Source organism: Treponema maltophilum ATCC 51939 (assembly GCF_000413055.1).
GTDB classification, from domain to species: Bacteria; Spirochaetota; Spirochaetia; order Treponematales; family Treponemataceae; genus Treponema_C; species Treponema_C maltophilum.
In genome coordinates this window covers 1,233,875-1,248,690 of sequence record NZ_KE332518.1, presented here as the reverse complement: position 1 = coordinate 1,248,690, position 14,816 = coordinate 1,233,875, and the positions used below count along the sequence as shown (strand labels likewise).

The following is a 14,816-nucleotide window of genomic DNA, read 5'->3' as shown; positions in this document are numbered from 1 at the left end:
CCTCAGTTTGCCGCGCCGAAACGCCGGTGTCGTTTTTGAAAATCCGCAATCGCGCGGTAAAATTCTTCGTCGGTATAATCGGGCCACAGCGTATCCGTAAAATCGAATTCGGCATAGGCGGCCTGCCACAGCAAAAAATTGCTTAAACGCTTTTCACCGCCGGTTCTGATTATAAGGTCGGCGTCGGGCAAAAGCGGAATGTCGAAAAAGCGGGGAAGATCGCCCGCTTCTATAGTCGGCGCGGCCGAATTTTCTCTTTGTGTACGCGACTGTTCTTCGAGCATTTTTTTTACCGCACGCGTTATTTCGTCGCGTGCGCCGTAATTTATCGCGAGCACAAGGTTCATGCCGGTAAAGCCCGCACTTTCTTTTTCGACGGTTTCTATTTCGCGCCGCACATCGGTGCTCAGAGCGCTTTTGTCGCCCAAATGAAGTACGCGCACTTGTTCTTTTTTATAAAATTCGAATTCGGCGCGTAAGTGGGCTTTTAAAAGTCCCATTAAAAAAGACACTTCTTCGGCCGTCCGTTTCCAGTTTTCGGTCGAAAAAGTGTAGAGGGTCAACCAGCGCACGCCTGCACGCGCGGCCGCTTTAATAATTTCGCGTGCGGTATTAACCCCTTCTTTGTGGCCGGCTGTCCGCGGAGAACCGCGTTTTTGCGCCCAGCGGCCGTTCCCGTCCATAATAATTCCTACATGAACGGGAACGCGGCTCTTATCAATTGTTTCGAAAACCGACGACATCAGCCTTCCATTATTTCCTTTTCTTTGGTTTCAAGAATCTTGTTGATGCCGGCAATAAATTTGTCGGTCGATTTTTGCAAAGCATCTTCGGCCGATTTCAATTCGTCCTCGGTGAGCTTCGAATCTTTTTGCTGCTTTTTCAAATCGTCGTTGCCGTCGCGGCGGATATTGCGTATCGCAACCCGGCTCGTTTCGGCCGCAGCTTTCGCCTGCTTTACCAATTCTTTGCGCCGTTCGGCCGTCAAAGGCGGAATCGCAATGCGGATGATTTTGCCGTCGTTCGACGGGTGCAGTCCCAACTCCGATTTTTGGATCGCTTTTTCGATTTCGCCGATCAGCGTTTTATCGAAGGGCTGAATAACCACCGAACGGGCTTCGGGCACTGAAACGGTCGCCACTTGATTAAGCGGCGTCGGCTGTCCGTAATAGTCGACGCGCACCTTATCGAAAAGCGCGGCCGAGGCGCGGCCGGTTCGAATCGCGTTGAATTCGTCTTTTAAGGCCGCGATGCTTTTTTCCATTCTTTGGATACTTGCTTCATTCATAAAGAATTCCTCAAAGGCGGTTTATGCGCCCAATTGAAAATTGACAACCTTTAAAAGCGTCAATTTGGTACCGGCTTCTTTTCCGACCTGTTCCATTTTTTTTGCGACGGAAACTTTGTCGTCTTTTACGAACATTTGGTCCATAAAGCAAATATCGGCCAAGTGTTTGTTCAGTTTTCCCTGAACGATACCGGCCTTTACATTATCCGGCTTGTTCAGTTCGGCCGTTTGCGCCGTAAAAATTTCTTTTTGTTCGGCAATGTATGCGGCATCGACGTCGTCGCGTTTTAAATAGCGCGGCGCAAAAGCGGCAATGTGCAGACAGCAATCGAACGCAAACTGCTTAACTTCGGGCGAGTTTGTTGCGGGATCACAGCCTAAAACCGTTATAACGCCGGTTTTTCCGTCGCTGTGGACATAGTGTGCCGCAACTGCGCCTACGGGAACGTCGACCAGCTCTATGCGCCGCACGCTCATGTTTTCGCGGATTTTCGTCGCCAAATCAAGAAGCATGTTCGACAGCGCTTCGTTTACTGCAGTATAGCCTTTTGCCAACACTTCGCCGACGATCGTTTCTCCGACCTTTAAAAAGTCGGCGTTTTTTGCGACAAAGTCGGTTTCGCAGGTAAGTTCGGCAATCGCAATTTTCGAGCCCTGTTCTTTAATAAAAATACGCCCTTCGCTCGTCGATCTTCCGGCGCGCTTTTCAACCGCGGCAAGTCCTTTTTCTTTTAAAAGTTTTGTTGCGGCGGCGGCATCGCCCTTGCATTCCACGAGGGCGTTTTTACATTCCATCATTCCGGCGCCCGTCGCATCGCGCAGGGCTTTTACATCGGCAGCTTTAATTTCCATGTAATTCTCCTAACCCTCAATTTATTCGTATAATTTATCTTCGTCTACCAACGAACTGTCGCCTTCATCTTCCGAATCCCTGTCTTCGTCTTTAGGTTCGGTCGGCGTATAATTGCTGTAATCGATAATTTCTTCATCGTCGGTGCGGGTCGATGCCGTGTCGGTAAGATCTTCGTCTTCATCCTGAAGGTTTTCAATGATTTTAAGACCGGTTTCGTTATCCGCTTCGATAACGGCATTGGCAATAACCTGCGTGAACAGCGTTATGGCGCGGATGGCGTCGTCGTTCCCGGGGATGGGGTAGTCTATGCCTTCGGGATTGCAGTTCGTGTCGACGACGGCGACGATGGGAATGCCCATGCGGCAGGCTTCGGCAACGGCAATTTGTTCTTTATGCGTGTCGATGATAAACAAAATGCCGGGCAACTCTTTCATTTCTTTAATGCCGCCGAGGTTTTTTTCAAGTTTGGCTTTTTCTTTTTGAATCGCGGCTATTTCTTTTTTTGTCAGATTTTCGAACGTACCGTCGATTTCCATTTTTTCAAGTTTTTTAAGCCGTAAAAGGGATTTTTTAATGGTGGTAAAGTTGGTCAGCATGCCGCCGAGCCAGCGGTTGTTTACATAGAACATACCGCATCTTTCCGCTTCTTTTGCGATGGCTTGCTGCGCCTGTTTTTTCGTACCGACGAACAGGACCGATTTTCCCGCCGACGTTACTTTGCGGACTGCTTCGTAGGCTTCTTTTATCGAAGCCATGGTTTTTTGCAGATCGATAATGTGGATCCCGTTTCTTTCCGCGAAGATATATTTCTTCATGCGCGGATCCCAACGCTTGACTTGGTGGCCGAAATGCACACCGGATTCAAGCAAACTCTTCATGGTTACTACTGCCACGAAATGCTCCTTCATCGGAAAAGAGATTTTCTTTTCCCCAAACTCTGTTTCTCGACACCGATAATTCGGTGCGGATATTTCATGATTGACTGCTTTCAACGGAAGCGAATCGATCAAGGCGGGTATGTTTAAAAAAAACCGAAAGTTCGGTGCTTTTTACCGGCCTTTAAAAACGGTAACCCGACTTTTTAAGTATCTCATAAAATTCAAAAATAGGCAAGCCCACGATCGAACTGTACGAACCTTCGATGCGGCATATAAAGCATTGGGCGCCGCCCTGAATTTTATAGGCGCCTGCGGCATCGCGCCATTCACCGCGCGTAAGATAGCGCCGTATTTCCTCATCGGAAAGGGGGGCAAAACTTACGCGGCTTATACACGTGCGCGAAAGAGTACGCTCCGTTTCGCGGCTGTAAACGGCGATTCCCGAATATACCGAATGCGTTTTGCCCGAAAAAGTCTTTAAAAACGAAAAAGCTTCTTTTTCGTTTTGCGGCTTTCCGAAGATTGTCCCTTCATGCATGATAAGCGTGTCCGCCGCGACGATAAAACGCGCGTCTTCGTAGCGCTTTTTGCGTGATGCGCTTAGCGCTTGAAGTGCATGCGCCGTTTTTTGCGCCTTTTGCACGGCACAATATTCCGCCGCGTTTTCAAGTGCCGTTCCTTCGGGGAGCACTTCGTCGAACGGCGGCGCGAACGCATAAAAGGGAATGCCGAGACTTTTCAGTATTTGTTTGCGCCGCGGCGACACCGACGCAAGAATGATCTTTTCCATATCGTTTTTTCCGTCGTTTTTTTTCGGCAGGCGATTATTTTAAGCGCTTTTTCAGCTGTTCTTTTATATGCTGAATCGAAAACGGATGAGCGGCATTTTGCAGCGACGGGAACTTTTTAATAAAGCGCTCGACCGATGGCTTGCGCGCCGAAAGCGAATCGATCTTTTGCAGCAAGCGTTCCGATATTTCACCCTTTTTTAACTGCGCGTGACGTTTAACCGCGGCAAACATTTCGCTTATGGACTGCGAAGCAAACCACGGTTCCTTTTCGTAGCGCTCTTTTAACGATTCGGCAAAATCCTGTAAAGCGGTAACGTATTCGGTAAAATTGACAAGCTTTTTAAGCGTTGCGGCAAGGTCGACGATAAAAAGACACAAAATACCGAAAGCCGCATATTGCCGACTGTGCGCGGGAATGCGGTCGAGAATCCGCAAAAAAAACGGATGCACGAACATAACCGCAAGCGTTCCGCCCAGAGCGAACAAAAGCAAATTACCCAAACACACGCGCCCTTTTATGTTGAATTTCCGGTCGGAATAATCCCACCATTTGGTATTGAACAGCGTTTCCAAAAGCCAGCCGGTTGCGTATTCGACCAAGCCGGTAATCACAAGGGCTGCGGGGTAGAGTATGTATACATGCGTTTTAAAAGGAGTCAATAAGCCGATAATGAACAGCGCACCGAAGCCGTACACGGGGCACCACGGGCCGTGCAAAAAGCCGCGGTTTATAAACTTTTTCGCCGAAATGCCGCAGTACACGACCTCGCACATCCAGCCGATTATGCTGTAAGTAATGAATAAAATAAAGACGTATGAAAAAGAAAGCGTAAACATACGAGTGATACAGGATTCGAACCTGCCACCTTCGCCTCCGGAGGGCGACGCTCTATCCAAATGAGCTAATCACTCAAAAAAAGTAAAAAGAATTCAGGCAGCCGAAAAAGCCGCCTGAAGTTTTTAAACGTTATTTTCTCAGCGAAAAAAGCAATTCTTTTGCTTTTTGGCGCACGGGAATTATATAGTTGTAATTCGTCGCAATGGAGGCGATCGTTTCGGCCAACGCATTTGAATTTTTTACCGTCGGAGCGAGCTTTTTAAACGCATCGAGAACGGAGTAGGCGAGGCTGTCGGTCGGATTCAAAATGGAAAAGCGCTTGTGGATCATCGAGATTTGGTCGATGACTTCGTCGTTTTCGTTAATACCGATATTGCCCAGCGCGTAAATCGCGGCGGATAAAACCATCGGCTCGCCCTCGTCTTTTATGAGCCGCATCAGCGTATTTTTGCGCTGAGTAAGCTGTTCTTTTGAAAGGCCGTCGATTTGTCCGAGCATGATGCACGCTTGGCGGCGTACTTCCGGATAATTATTCGTTAAACGGCGCCCGGTGCGCGATACGTTAAAAACCCCTTCGCCTGCCATACTCTGCAAAGCCGCTTCTATGGCGGGGGACGAGCGTCCTTCGTCGAGGGCGGTTTTTATATACTGCAACATCAAAAGTTTCGTTTCATAATCGTCCACTTGGCTCATTTCGCTTATGATTAAATCTTCGTTTGAGCCGAAATATTCTTCTTCAACGGTAACTTCTGAACGGGCATTTTCCTGCGCCGCGGCATTCAACGCAATAAGGCATAAAGCGGCTGCACACAACGCGACTTTGGATAGTTTCATTCGGATCCTCCTCATTTGTTCCCCACCTTCAATTTGTTTACCAGTATATAGGTATTCGGGAAAAAAATCAATATTTTCTTCCCTTATAGTGTCGGCAGTTTTACGAGCCAACGGTTGTCGATTTTTTCGAATTCGTAGTAAATAATATCTTTATTGTCCTGTACTTCTACCGCCTTTACTTCGGTGCGCGAAATATAGCGGATTTCGTTGACGTTCCGTCCCATGCGCGAGGGAATAAAAACGTTCGTAAAATAATCGCCGAGTGTGCGCAGCATGACGCCCTTTTTCGGCAGCTTTGTCGCGATAACCTGCAAATTAAGTTTATTGCTCCAATACGAAATCGAACCGGGCGTAAGATAACTGCGCCACAGCGTGTAATCGCGATTTTTCATGCTTTTATCCAAATCGGCGATGACGGCAAGAATATCCGTTTTGTCGCGCTGAAAATCGTCAAAGCTTATCGTCGTATCGCCCAAGGCGCTCACCGAGCGGCTGTATTCGGCGTTTTCGGCCGATTTTGCCGCGGACGCTCCACTTTGCGCGCGGGATGTTTTGCTTCCGGTTTGAAGGGATGCATTGTCGGCAGCCGGTTCGGTTGTTTTGCAGGACAGTATAAACAGCGCCGTAAAAACAAAAGCGGCGGCAGTTATCGTGTGCAGTATTTTTGCGTTTTTCATAAAGCTCATAATAACGGTATTGTTCCGAAATGTCAAATATGCTATAGTGTGCGCGTGGTAAAAGCATTGTTTCCCGGATCCTTTGATCCGCCCACGTACGGCCATTTAAACATTCTCGAACGCGCGCGAAATATTTTCGGCGAAATCGATGTCGTTATCGCCGACAATAAGTCCAAAAAATATTTGTTTTCCGAAGAAGAGCGCCTCGACCTTATGCGCGATCTTACTTCCGGCTGGGACAATGTGAGTGTCCACGTGTGCCGCACGCTCATTGTCGATTACGCGCAAAAAACGGGGGCAAAGGTGCTGATCAGGGGCATCCGCAATACGGCCGATTTTTCATACGAATTCGATCTGTCGCTTTTAAACAAGGCGCTGAACGCACAGGTCGAAACGCTGTTTTTTCCCACCGATTCGCGCTTTTTCCTTTTGAAGTCGAGCGCGATAAAAGAGCTCGCATCTTTCGGCGGCGACGTTTCGGGCATGGTTCCCCCTCGAGTTGAAAAAGCGCTCAAGCTGAAATTTTAAAGTATCGCGTTTTCAAGTATACCCGTATCGAGTTTTATATGTATGTCGTTTTTTTTACCGCTTGCATCCGGATGAAGCTGAGCAAATAATTCAGGCTTTACATCTCTTAACGGGCGAAAAGCGGCAAGTTCTTTTTTTGTAGACTTGGGACAATCCGGATCATAATCGGTATCGGCTGTACGGGCTTTTGCAGCTGCAGCGCGTATAATTCGGATTTCATTTTCGGTCAGCGGTTTTTCCCGCAATTCATCAAGTGTCATAGTTACTAAAGTACTCATTTATTTCCTCCGTTTGCGCTGGCCGCGCGGAAATAATTCGAATAGTATCATTCCCGCGTTCTGTAAAAACGACAAACAATATATCACCGGCCATACCTATTGCTTTCCAGCGCTCTTCACTGATCGTAGAGTGCTTTGCATCATATTTTATGAGCACATGAGGGTCGAAGAAAACTTGTGCCGCCATTTTAAATGTGATTCCGTTGTGTTTTTCAATGTTGGATTTTTCTTTTTCGGAATCCCATTCAAAGGTCAGCATTTTCGTGCTCCTTTAACAAGTCTACAACATACAACAAATACGGTCAAGTTTTTTATGCCCGCATATGCGCGTATATGCGGGGACAAATCTAACCGGCTGGGCATTCGTTTGTTTGTTGATTGTTTGATTTAACGGTTGACAAAAAATCGAAAAGTGTTATAATGTTTTTTCGTTATGGACTTGCCATAAGATAGTATTTCGGATATAATCTTTCATATTTTTAGAGAGGTTATATAATGGCAGTACCCAGAGCGAAAACGTCAAAAGCGCGCACAAGAAGACGCCGGGCAATTAATATGCACTTAAACGCCCCGCACCTGATCGAATGCGCCAATTGCGGAAATTTAATCATGCTGCACCGCGTATGTCCCAAATGCGGATTTTACCGCGGCAGGCAGGTAATTACGCCGGAGAGCAACGGCTGACAGGAGTTTAACAATGGAAGATGAATTGTTCAAAAAGATGCAAAAACTGATTGCCGACAAGTTGGAAATTGAAGAATCGAAAGTTACGATGGATGCTTCGTTCCGCCAGGACCTCGGCGCCGACAGTCTCGATACGTATGAATTGGTATACGCTATCGAAGAAGAACTGGGCGTAAGCGTCCCCGATGATAAGGCAAGCGAATTCGAAACGGTCCGCGACGCCTACGAATTTTTAAAAACCCAGCAAGCATAAGACGACGCGGGTTTTCCCGTGCCGCTTTTATAAGGAACGGAGCCGTCAAAAAACATTTGTTTGAGCCGGCTCCGATTTTTTTATTAAAAAGTGCGTTCTTTTTTTAAAACAAACCGAACTCTATCTTCGCGGCGGAAAGCCTTATTAACCGATTTTCAAAAGCGGATCGGCGTTAAGTTTAAAGACCTGCATCTTTTGGATACGGCGTTTTATCACCGTTCTTTTGCAAACGAAACGGCCGGCACAGCCGAGAACAACGAGCGTCTTGAATTTTTGGGGGACGCCGTTTTGGGAATGACCGCCGCTTCTTATTTATACGAAACGCTGCACGACGCGCCTGAAGGCGAATTGACCAAAATAAAATCCTTTGTCGTCTCCGAAACATCGCTTTCCGAAATTGCCCTCGGTATCGGCATAGAGCAGTGCCTGTGCTTGGGTAAGGGCGAAGAGCATTCCGGCGGCAGGAGCAAAAAGGCGATTTTGGCGGATACGACCGAAGCCGTTTTCGGCGCCTTGTACCTCGATTCGGGATTTAAAACGGCCGAAAAACTTATATTGAGCTTATTGGTACCGCAAATACGCAAGGTGCTCGAAAACCGTCACCAAAAAGATTATAAAACGCTCTTGCAGGAATTGTACCAAAAAAAATACAAGCAATGCCCGCACTACGAATTGATTAAAAAAACGGGCCCCGACCACGATCAGGTATTTTGGATAAGCGTGTTTTTGGGCCAAACCGAATACGGCCCCATGCAGGGAAAAAGCAAAAAAGAAGCAGAACAAGCCGCCGCCCGATGCGCATGGGAGTACTTAAGCGGGGAAGAACATCGATAAAATTGAATAAATATATTATTTTTGTATATTTTTGTTTATATTTATTGATATTTGTTTGATATTGTGATATACTGTATTGCATGAAAAAGATACTGCGGAAAGGGTTGCTTGCCCTTGGTTTAACCTTTATAAGTTTTTTACCGCTTTCAGCGTTTGAAACCGGCCCTCTTTTATATTTGCGTGCCGATTTCGGCGGCGGATTGAGTCTTCCGAGCATTTCTCTTTCGAGTTTAAAACAATTCAATGCAACTGCAAACAAAATGAGCGGCATGATGAGCAATTTGCTTATGGGCGGAGAACTTGAAGGCGGCTATGTGTTCGGCTCCGATACCCTTTTCGGCTTGCGCAAAAATCACCCGTTCAGCGCAGTGGGTACTTTCGCCTATGTAGGCGTAGGACAGGGCAATACATCTCAAAAAGTTTCAGCGCTTATTTCAGGTAACCCGTTTGATATATTTATGATTGTTGATTTTATGCCCGTAGTCAATTTCGGATTAAGCGCAAAGGCATATTTTTTTAAAAATCGTTTTGCTGCCGGCATGGGCATAGGCGGCCGTCTTATTGCCGATATGAGCCCCGACTATCTGGTTTATTCAACGCATCCCGCCGTTATTCCTACCGAAGTCGGCCAAATTATCGTTACCGAAGATATGATGAAAAAGATGAATCCTCTCATGTTTTCGGCAAAGGTAATGCTCGAATACAATATTCCTATTTTGGATACTACCGATATTGTAATGGGCTGGTATACGCGCTACAATATCTACCGTCCGAAATATTTGACTGCGCCAAAAAAGTTGGCGGATATGGCTGCAGATGGCGGCGGTGATATAACACAACCTTTCCCCGATTATTGGCTTAATTCGCTCGATTTCGGCGTGAATATCGGCTTTGCATTTAAATTGTAATATCGGAGAAGTCTGTTGGAGAAAACTATGCATATAAAATCTTTTAACATATGGAAATTAAGTACGGTGCTCATACTCGTGAGTTTACTTATTGTCGCATGTCCGTCGCCTCTTATCAATTCATATTACGTGCAGCAGCAAAACAGTGGGGCAGAAAACGGAAACCATAACGGCGGAAATAATGGAAACAACGAAGAGCCCGGCGGCGGAGATGTTCCCGTAACGCCTGAAGAGCCGGCGGAACCGGGGAAAATAAGCATGTTTTCGGTTATTTTATCTAATGGTAAAATAGCTGAACCTAAACACGATACGGCTGTTTATGACCAATTGGCTAAAAAACTGGATGCTTCATACGGTTTTCCGTTCGGAATGTTTGATTCGACTAAGCTTGATTTTACCACGGCAAAATTTGAAATCGATAAGATTGATAACTATGTTACCGCTATGAAGTATAACGGGAGCATCGAATGGAAAAATGAGATCATAAAAGATAAAGAAAACGGTATTTATGAGCAACAAATAGGAGGAAAGGATTTTAAGGTAAAAATTCCTGCTTTGACTACTACTGCTAAAAATATTGTTTTTTATCGGCTATCCGGAAAGCATCCATTTGGTCTATATCAAAATGAAGAATATGAGGTATACGGAGAAGACGGCAATCCGACCGGTACAAAAGAACTGCTTATGAAGCGCTTTGTATTTTATTATTTTACAGGAAAAAACACTGGACAGGACTTGCAAAATTGTCTTGTTGCCGTCGATATGTATTCAAAATTGATATTTTCATTTGCAAAGCCTATCAAATTTAAAAGCGTATTCGGCAATCAGGTACCGACAAAATGGGCATCTGTAGATACACATTCGGTCGGTCCGGGCGGCAAAAGATACCGTTTTTATCAATATGATCCTATCGGTTATGTAACCGAAGACGGCACTTTTCACCTGACTGATACGTATAAAGAAAATATGGCGAAAAATGAATACGACCCTGTTTACACCGGAAAGTCTCCGTACTTGGGCTATGCGGACGGGACTCAGGAAGAAGAACAAGAACCGCCCTTAAACGGCACATTAACCGTAAAGGCAAAATACTTAAAAAATATAAATGTAACGGATGGGTGGTTTTCTGGCGATCCGGAATTTTCATGGGATATACGGTCGCGCTTATCTACTTCAACTACTTCAGACAAAAACTGGTTTTCTCTTGCAAGTCAACTTACTAATAATAAATACGAAATACCCAAAGGAAGATTAGTTCCGTTTACGGGAAACAGTAAATCATATACATTTTCCGGTACAAAAGGTAATACGATTGAGCTTGACAGCCAAATAATTGAACTTGATGCACAGAGTTCAATGAAACCCGAAGATAATGAACCGGTAACAGAATATGAAAAACCGATTATCTACTTTAAATACGATAAGGAAAGTAAAGCATGGAAGCCGAACGGCACAAATGAAAAATTTGTAAACGGTGCTGTTTCATTTGATGCAGACTTTATGCTTACGGATGGAGAGACAAAAGAATTCGTCATCACTTTACCTGCAAGAAGTAATCAAAAAATGCAACTCTGCTACGAGCTTTCGTGGAAGGCGGAGTAAGCGTTTTTTGCTGAAGTTTTAATTCGTTACGATTACAAAAAGCCCGCACGTGCTGCGGGCTTTTTGTATAGACGGCGCGAAGCGCCGCCGTGCGTTAGCGGCTTGCATAAACCTTGCGCCGATGTCCCACTTCAACAACAATAATTACAAGTTCCTTATCCTGTATCCGACAAATTAATCTGTAATCGCCTACTCGATATCGCCAAAAACCAAGCAGGTTTCCGACCAGCATTTTTCCTGTCTCTCGCGGATTTTTTGTTTGCTCAAGTCTTTTTACGAATTTCTGTATTTGCTTTTGAATGGGATGGTCAAGTTTTAGAAATTGTTTTTCGGCTTTTTCCGAAAAAACAATTTTCATAACCCGGCCTTTTCGAAAACTTCATCTGCCGAGTAAGACTTAAAACCGTTTTTTTCGTATTCGGTCCAAGCTTCAACCGCAGTTTCATAATCCGCTTTATCTTCAAGACATTCGGCCAAAAACATTTCCGCAGCTTTGTTTATAAACCAACTGCGGGAACATCCACGTTCAGCACAGTAGGAATTAATCCGCGTAAATATCTCTGGCTGAAAACTGACGCTCATGTTTTTAACCCTCGGTTTTATCGTCTGCATAAATACCTCCCATGTGCTGTAACAATCTTAACATTTTTGTTATAAAGCGTCAATTTTAAACACTTTTGATGGAAGCCGTAGCTTGCCGCAAGTGTTCTTTCGGCAGGGCGGATTCGACGATTTTTTGAATGCGAGCGGGAAGGGCGGCCTGCTCCTCTTTGGTAAGGCCGGCGGCGGGAATGCTTTTGTGAATGGTGAGCGTCAAGTGTGCACTGCGGATGCGCTTGTGTTCTTCCCATATGTGCCATGTACCGTCAATCGTAAACGGAACAATCGCTGCGTCGGAACGGTATGCGAGCTTAAAGCTGCCCGGTTTAAACTCGGCAACGGGACCGCCGCGGCTTCTGGTACCTTCGGGGAAAATGACGAGCGGGTAGCCGCGCTTGACGTTTTCGACTGCTTGAGCCATGGCTTCCACCGACTGGCGCCTGTCTTTGCGGTCGATGAACACGCACTGCATGTATTTCATCCAATCGGACAGGATCGGCGCTTTTAAAATTTCGATTTTGGAGATGAATGCGATGCTTTTGGGAACATAGCCTAAAAGCAGGGGAATGTCCAAATAGCCTTGGTGATTGCCGACCATAACGAACGCGCCGGTTTGCGGGATGTTTTCGGCGCCTTTCACTTCGACGGTACTTCCGGTAAGCTTAATTACAAGCTTGGTCCATTCGGCAACCTGTTCTTTTACGAGAGCGTCACGCTCGGCGATTTCTCCTTCCGCATCGAGTTTTTTTACGATTTTTAAGTATTTTTTCGAGCCTATCAGGTAGGCGGCAAAGCGTATAAACGCGATTATTGAATGCAACATATAATCAGTATATACGCTTTTTGCCGAAAAGTATAGCGTCAGGCGAGATTATTATCTGAAAGCACCGCTTTGTATGATTTTAAATCAGTGTACACATCCTGCGTAATCGGGTTGCGCTTTGTTTTTGCAATGTGCGCGATTTCGTATGCAAAGACTGCAAGGTTTGAACCGATCGACAGCACGCTGATAACGAGCAGCGCCGACGGCTTGTAGCTCGACGTTATGGAAAACAGCGGCGATTTTGCATAGCTCGAAAAAGTAATGGAAAACATTGCCCACAAAGCCAGCGTTTGGGCACGGTGCTGAAGCCATGCGCCTTTTTTAAGAACAAATTCGCTGATCGTGCACGACAAAAGCAGGATAAGGCCGGCGTACATCGAGCGCGTCGAAATGCAGTTATAGCAATAGGACAGGTTCCACAAATCATAGGCGATAATCCAAAACCATAACTGGTCGGGCCAAATCATATCTTTTGACTTTGTCTTCGCAATTTTTATGCCGAATACGCCGGTCAGCGTTAAAATAAGCACAATGCCGGCAATCGCATTCAAAACGTTCCAAATGCCGCCCTGCATAAATAAACCGTCTACATTGTTTATAACGGCTTGACCGCGGTAGGCGAAATAGACTTCAAAATCGCGGTACACCGCTTCGGCAATATTAATCGACAAAATCAAACAGGGAAAAAACAACAGCCATTTTTTTGTGTCCGCGCCTTTGATGTAGCGGATCGCCATAAAGCCGATAACGCCTGCAAGCGCCGAGTACGTTTTAACGACGGGAAACCAATCGCCGTTGCCGCGCACCGCCGTTTTGGGCCATACGGTAAAGGTCAGTACGAGCGGCAGCACAATGTATACGGCTATGGAAAGCCATTTGCTGCGCCGCGTAAGGTCATTTACCAAAATAAGGCCTGCAAGAACGACCAAGCCGATTAAAATATTTTGCCACGTATAATTCGTAAAAAAGAACATAATTATCTCCTATTAAAAAGACAGCCGAACATCCGATATCGGATAGGCTTTGCACGAATGAATATAGCCGAACTTTTCGTCCGCATAGCGCAGCAGGGCACCGCGCGGCATAAAAACCTTTCCGCTTTCAAGCTTAACGCGGCACAAACTGCATTCTCCGCTTCGGCAGCACACGTTTACCCGCACGCCGGCTCTTTCGAGGCTCGTAAGCAGCGATTCGCTCGACTTTCCTTCGAATGTTTTACCGCCGACCGAAATTTTAAAGTTTTCTTTACCGCTTAAATTTTCCGGCCAAAACGGTTCGTTTTGAATGTCTTGGCGGCTTCCGAACATTTCGCGCCGGATATTTTTGGGCTTAACGTGCAGTTCTTCAAGCGCCTTGGTGCAAAAGTCGGTCATAATATGCGGGCCGCACAGGTAAAAGGTCGCATCGTCCGTTTGTTTAACAAAACTTTTTATGCATTTTGCATCGATGAACCCTTTTTTGCCCTTGTATGCTTTATCGTCGGAAATAACAAGCCGGTAGTGAAAGTTCGGGTACGTTTTGGCAAAGGCGCTCAATTCTTCGTGGTACGAAGATAACTTTTCCGTGCGGTTGCCGTAAATCAAAAAGATTTCTCTGTCTTCGCCGCTTTCGAGCACTTCGCGCGTCATACTCATAAACGGAGTAATACCGCTTCCGCCGGCTAAAAACACGGATTTTTTTGAATGGAACACCGGGTTGTAGTGGAAACGTCCGGACGGGGAAGTAACGGTAAAGCTGTCGCCCTTTTTTACTTTTTTTAAAAAGTAGGCGGACACAAAGCCCTTGGGAACGGCCGCAACCGTAATTTCGTAGTACGAGCGCTGTTTGGGCGAGGAGGAAATGCTGTAAGGTCTTGACGTGCATACGCCGTCTATTTCGATGAATACGTTGATATATTGTCCGGCTTCAAAGGGCGGAAGGTAGCCGTCTTTTGACACAAAGCGGAACACTTTGGCGTCCTGCGCCGCAGGATAGATATCCGAAACTTCCAGCTCCAGTTTGCCCGGGTGCAGTTTGGCAAGGCAGGTTTTTACCGCTTCTTTTTGAATCAAAATATCTTTGCCGCTTTTGCGCGCACATTGAATTTCTTCCAAAACCTCTGTGCCGTTTTCCATTGTGCCGATAAGAATTTCTTTAATTGAACGCAT

General features: G+C 46.0%; 21 protein-coding genes and 1 tRNA gene. 6 read left to right on the top strand and 16 right to left on the bottom strand.

The window, feature by feature from the left end; genetic code table 11:
• Positions 1 to 2: 2 nt before the first annotated feature.
• The 9 genes from uppS to HMPREF9194_RS05610 all read right to left on the bottom strand — a co-directional run bounded on the left by uppS (position 3) and on the right by HMPREF9194_RS05610 (position 6,159).
• On the bottom strand, positions 3 to 743 hold the full coding sequence (uppS, locus tag HMPREF9194_RS05650) for a polyprenyl diphosphate synthase (RefSeq protein ID WP_016525418.1): 741 nt from the start codon (positions 741 to 743) through the stop codon (positions 3 to 5).
• On the bottom strand, positions 743 to 1,288 hold the full coding sequence (gene frr, locus HMPREF9194_RS05645; protein WP_016525417.1) for a ribosome recycling factor: 546 nt from the start codon (positions 1,286 to 1,288) through the stop codon (positions 743 to 745). Before frr ends, uppS begins: the two co-directional genes overlap by 1 nt.
• A 21-nt stretch (positions 1,289 to 1,309) precedes the next feature.
• Positions 1,310 to 2,140 carry a translation elongation factor Ts gene (gene tsf / locus HMPREF9194_RS05640; protein WP_016525416.1) on the bottom strand — a complete coding sequence of 277 codons (831 nt, stop codon included), beginning with the start codon at positions 2,138 to 2,140 and terminating at the stop codon, positions 1,310 to 1,312.
• A gap of 21 nt (positions 2,141 to 2,161) precedes the next feature.
• Positions 2,162 to 3,034, bottom strand: coding sequence for a 30S ribosomal protein S2 (gene rpsB / locus HMPREF9194_RS05635; RefSeq protein WP_016525415.1), 873 nt, complete (start codon positions 3,032 to 3,034; stop codon positions 2,162 to 2,164).
• A gap of 166 nt (positions 3,035 to 3,200) precedes the next feature.
• Entirely contained in the window at positions 3,201 to 3,809 is a 609-nt protein-coding gene (locus HMPREF9194_RS05630; RefSeq protein ID WP_016525414.1) for a Maf family protein, read from the bottom strand.
• 34 nt (positions 3,810 to 3,843) lie between these two features.
• Positions 3,844 to 4,647, bottom strand: a complete 804-nt coding sequence (locus HMPREF9194_RS05625) for a putative ABC transporter permease (RefSeq protein WP_051127850.1) — start codon at positions 4,645 to 4,647, stop codon at positions 3,844 to 3,846.
• A 1-nt stretch (position 4,648) separates the two neighbouring features.
• Positions 4,649 to 4,722 (bottom strand) — tRNA-Arg (locus HMPREF9194_RS05620).
• 55 nt (positions 4,723 to 4,777) lie between these two features.
• Positions 4,778 to 5,482 carry a HEAT repeat domain-containing protein gene (locus tag HMPREF9194_RS05615; protein ID WP_016525413.1) on the bottom strand — a complete coding sequence of 235 codons (705 nt, stop codon included), beginning with the start codon at positions 5,480 to 5,482 and terminating at the stop codon, positions 4,778 to 4,780.
• Between the two features lie 83 nt (positions 5,483 to 5,565).
• Positions 5,566 to 6,159: a hypothetical protein gene (locus tag HMPREF9194_RS05610; RefSeq protein ID WP_040846679.1), complete on the bottom strand. Its 594-nt coding sequence runs from the start codon at positions 6,157 to 6,159 to the stop codon at positions 5,566 to 5,568.
• 54 nt (positions 6,160 to 6,213) lie between these two features.
• On the opposite strand from HMPREF9194_RS05610, the gene coaD reads away from it, so the two are divergent.
• The gene (gene coaD / locus HMPREF9194_RS05605) at positions 6,214 to 6,687 is read left to right on the top strand and encodes a pantetheine-phosphate adenylyltransferase (RefSeq protein ID WP_040846677.1); all 474 of its coding nucleotides are present in this window, start codon (positions 6,214 to 6,216) and stop codon (positions 6,685 to 6,687) included.
• Here coaD and HMPREF9194_RS05600 read toward each other — a convergent pair.
• Positions 6,684 to 6,965 (bottom strand): hypothetical protein, encoded by a 282-nt coding sequence (locus tag HMPREF9194_RS05600; RefSeq protein ID WP_016525410.1) that lies wholly within the window; start codon positions 6,963 to 6,965, stop codon positions 6,684 to 6,686. The genes coaD and HMPREF9194_RS05600 overlap by 4 nt on opposite strands.
• Positions 6,937 to 7,224: a BrnT family toxin gene (locus HMPREF9194_RS05595; RefSeq protein ID WP_016525409.1), complete on the bottom strand. Its 288-nt coding sequence runs from the start codon at positions 7,222 to 7,224 to the stop codon at positions 6,937 to 6,939. Before HMPREF9194_RS05595 ends, HMPREF9194_RS05600 begins: the two co-directional genes overlap by 29 nt.
• Positions 7,225 to 7,460: 236 nt before the next feature.
• On the opposite strand from HMPREF9194_RS05595, the gene rpmF reads away from it, so the two are divergent.
• The 5 genes from rpmF to HMPREF9194_RS11875 all read left to right on the top strand — a co-directional run bounded on the left by rpmF (position 7,461) and on the right by HMPREF9194_RS11875 (position 11,246).
• Complete coding sequence (gene rpmF / locus HMPREF9194_RS05590) at positions 7,461 to 7,649, top strand: 50S ribosomal protein L32 (protein ID WP_016525408.1); 189 nt, start codon at positions 7,461 to 7,463, stop codon at positions 7,647 to 7,649.
• Positions 7,650 to 7,662: 13 nt separating this feature from the next.
• Positions 7,663 to 7,902 (top strand): acyl carrier protein, encoded by a 240-nt coding sequence (gene acpP, locus HMPREF9194_RS05585; RefSeq protein ID WP_016525407.1) that lies wholly within the window; start codon positions 7,663 to 7,665, stop codon positions 7,900 to 7,902.
• A 90-nt stretch (positions 7,903 to 7,992) separates the two neighbouring features.
• Complete coding sequence (rnc, locus tag HMPREF9194_RS05580; RefSeq protein ID WP_016525406.1) at positions 7,993 to 8,736, top strand: ribonuclease III; 744 nt, start codon at positions 7,993 to 7,995, stop codon at positions 8,734 to 8,736.
• 80 nt (positions 8,737 to 8,816) lie between these two features.
• Complete coding sequence (locus tag HMPREF9194_RS05575) at positions 8,817 to 9,644, top strand: hypothetical protein (protein WP_016525405.1); 828 nt, start codon at positions 8,817 to 8,819, stop codon at positions 9,642 to 9,644.
• Positions 9,645 to 9,671: 27 nt separating this feature from the next.
• A complete protein-coding gene (locus tag HMPREF9194_RS11875) occupies positions 9,672 to 11,246 on the top strand; it encodes a hypothetical protein (protein ID WP_016525404.1) in 1,575 nt (524 codons plus the stop codon).
• Between the two features lie 94 nt (positions 11,247 to 11,340).
• On the opposite strand, the gene HMPREF9194_RS05565 is transcribed toward HMPREF9194_RS11875, so the two are convergent.
• The 5 genes from HMPREF9194_RS05565 to HMPREF9194_RS05545 are packed head-to-tail and all read right to left on the bottom strand — an operon-like array spanning position 11,341 to position 14,816.
• On the bottom strand, positions 11,341 to 11,604 hold the full coding sequence (locus HMPREF9194_RS05565; RefSeq protein ID WP_016525403.1) for a type II toxin-antitoxin system RelE family toxin: 264 nt from the start codon (positions 11,602 to 11,604) through the stop codon (positions 11,341 to 11,343).
• Entirely contained in the window at positions 11,601 to 11,858 is a 258-nt protein-coding gene (locus HMPREF9194_RS05560; RefSeq protein ID WP_016525402.1) for a DUF6290 family protein, read from the bottom strand. The genes HMPREF9194_RS05565 and HMPREF9194_RS05560 overlap by 4 nt, the downstream gene beginning before the upstream one ends.
• Before the next feature lie 55 nt (positions 11,859 to 11,913).
• Positions 11,914 to 12,669 carry a lysophospholipid acyltransferase family protein gene (locus HMPREF9194_RS05555; protein WP_016525401.1) on the bottom strand — a complete coding sequence of 252 codons (756 nt, stop codon included), beginning with the start codon at positions 12,667 to 12,669 and terminating at the stop codon, positions 11,914 to 11,916.
• Positions 12,670 to 12,707: 38 nt separating this feature from the next.
• The gene (locus HMPREF9194_RS05550) at positions 12,708 to 13,643 is read right to left on the bottom strand and encodes a DUF5692 family protein (RefSeq protein WP_016525400.1); all 936 of its coding nucleotides are present in this window, start codon (positions 13,641 to 13,643) and stop codon (positions 12,708 to 12,710) included.
• Positions 13,644 to 13,655: 12 nt separating this feature from the next.
• On the bottom strand, positions 13,656 to 14,816 hold the full coding sequence (locus tag HMPREF9194_RS05545; protein WP_016525399.1) for a flavin reductase family protein: 1,161 nt from the start codon (positions 14,814 to 14,816) through the stop codon (positions 13,656 to 13,658).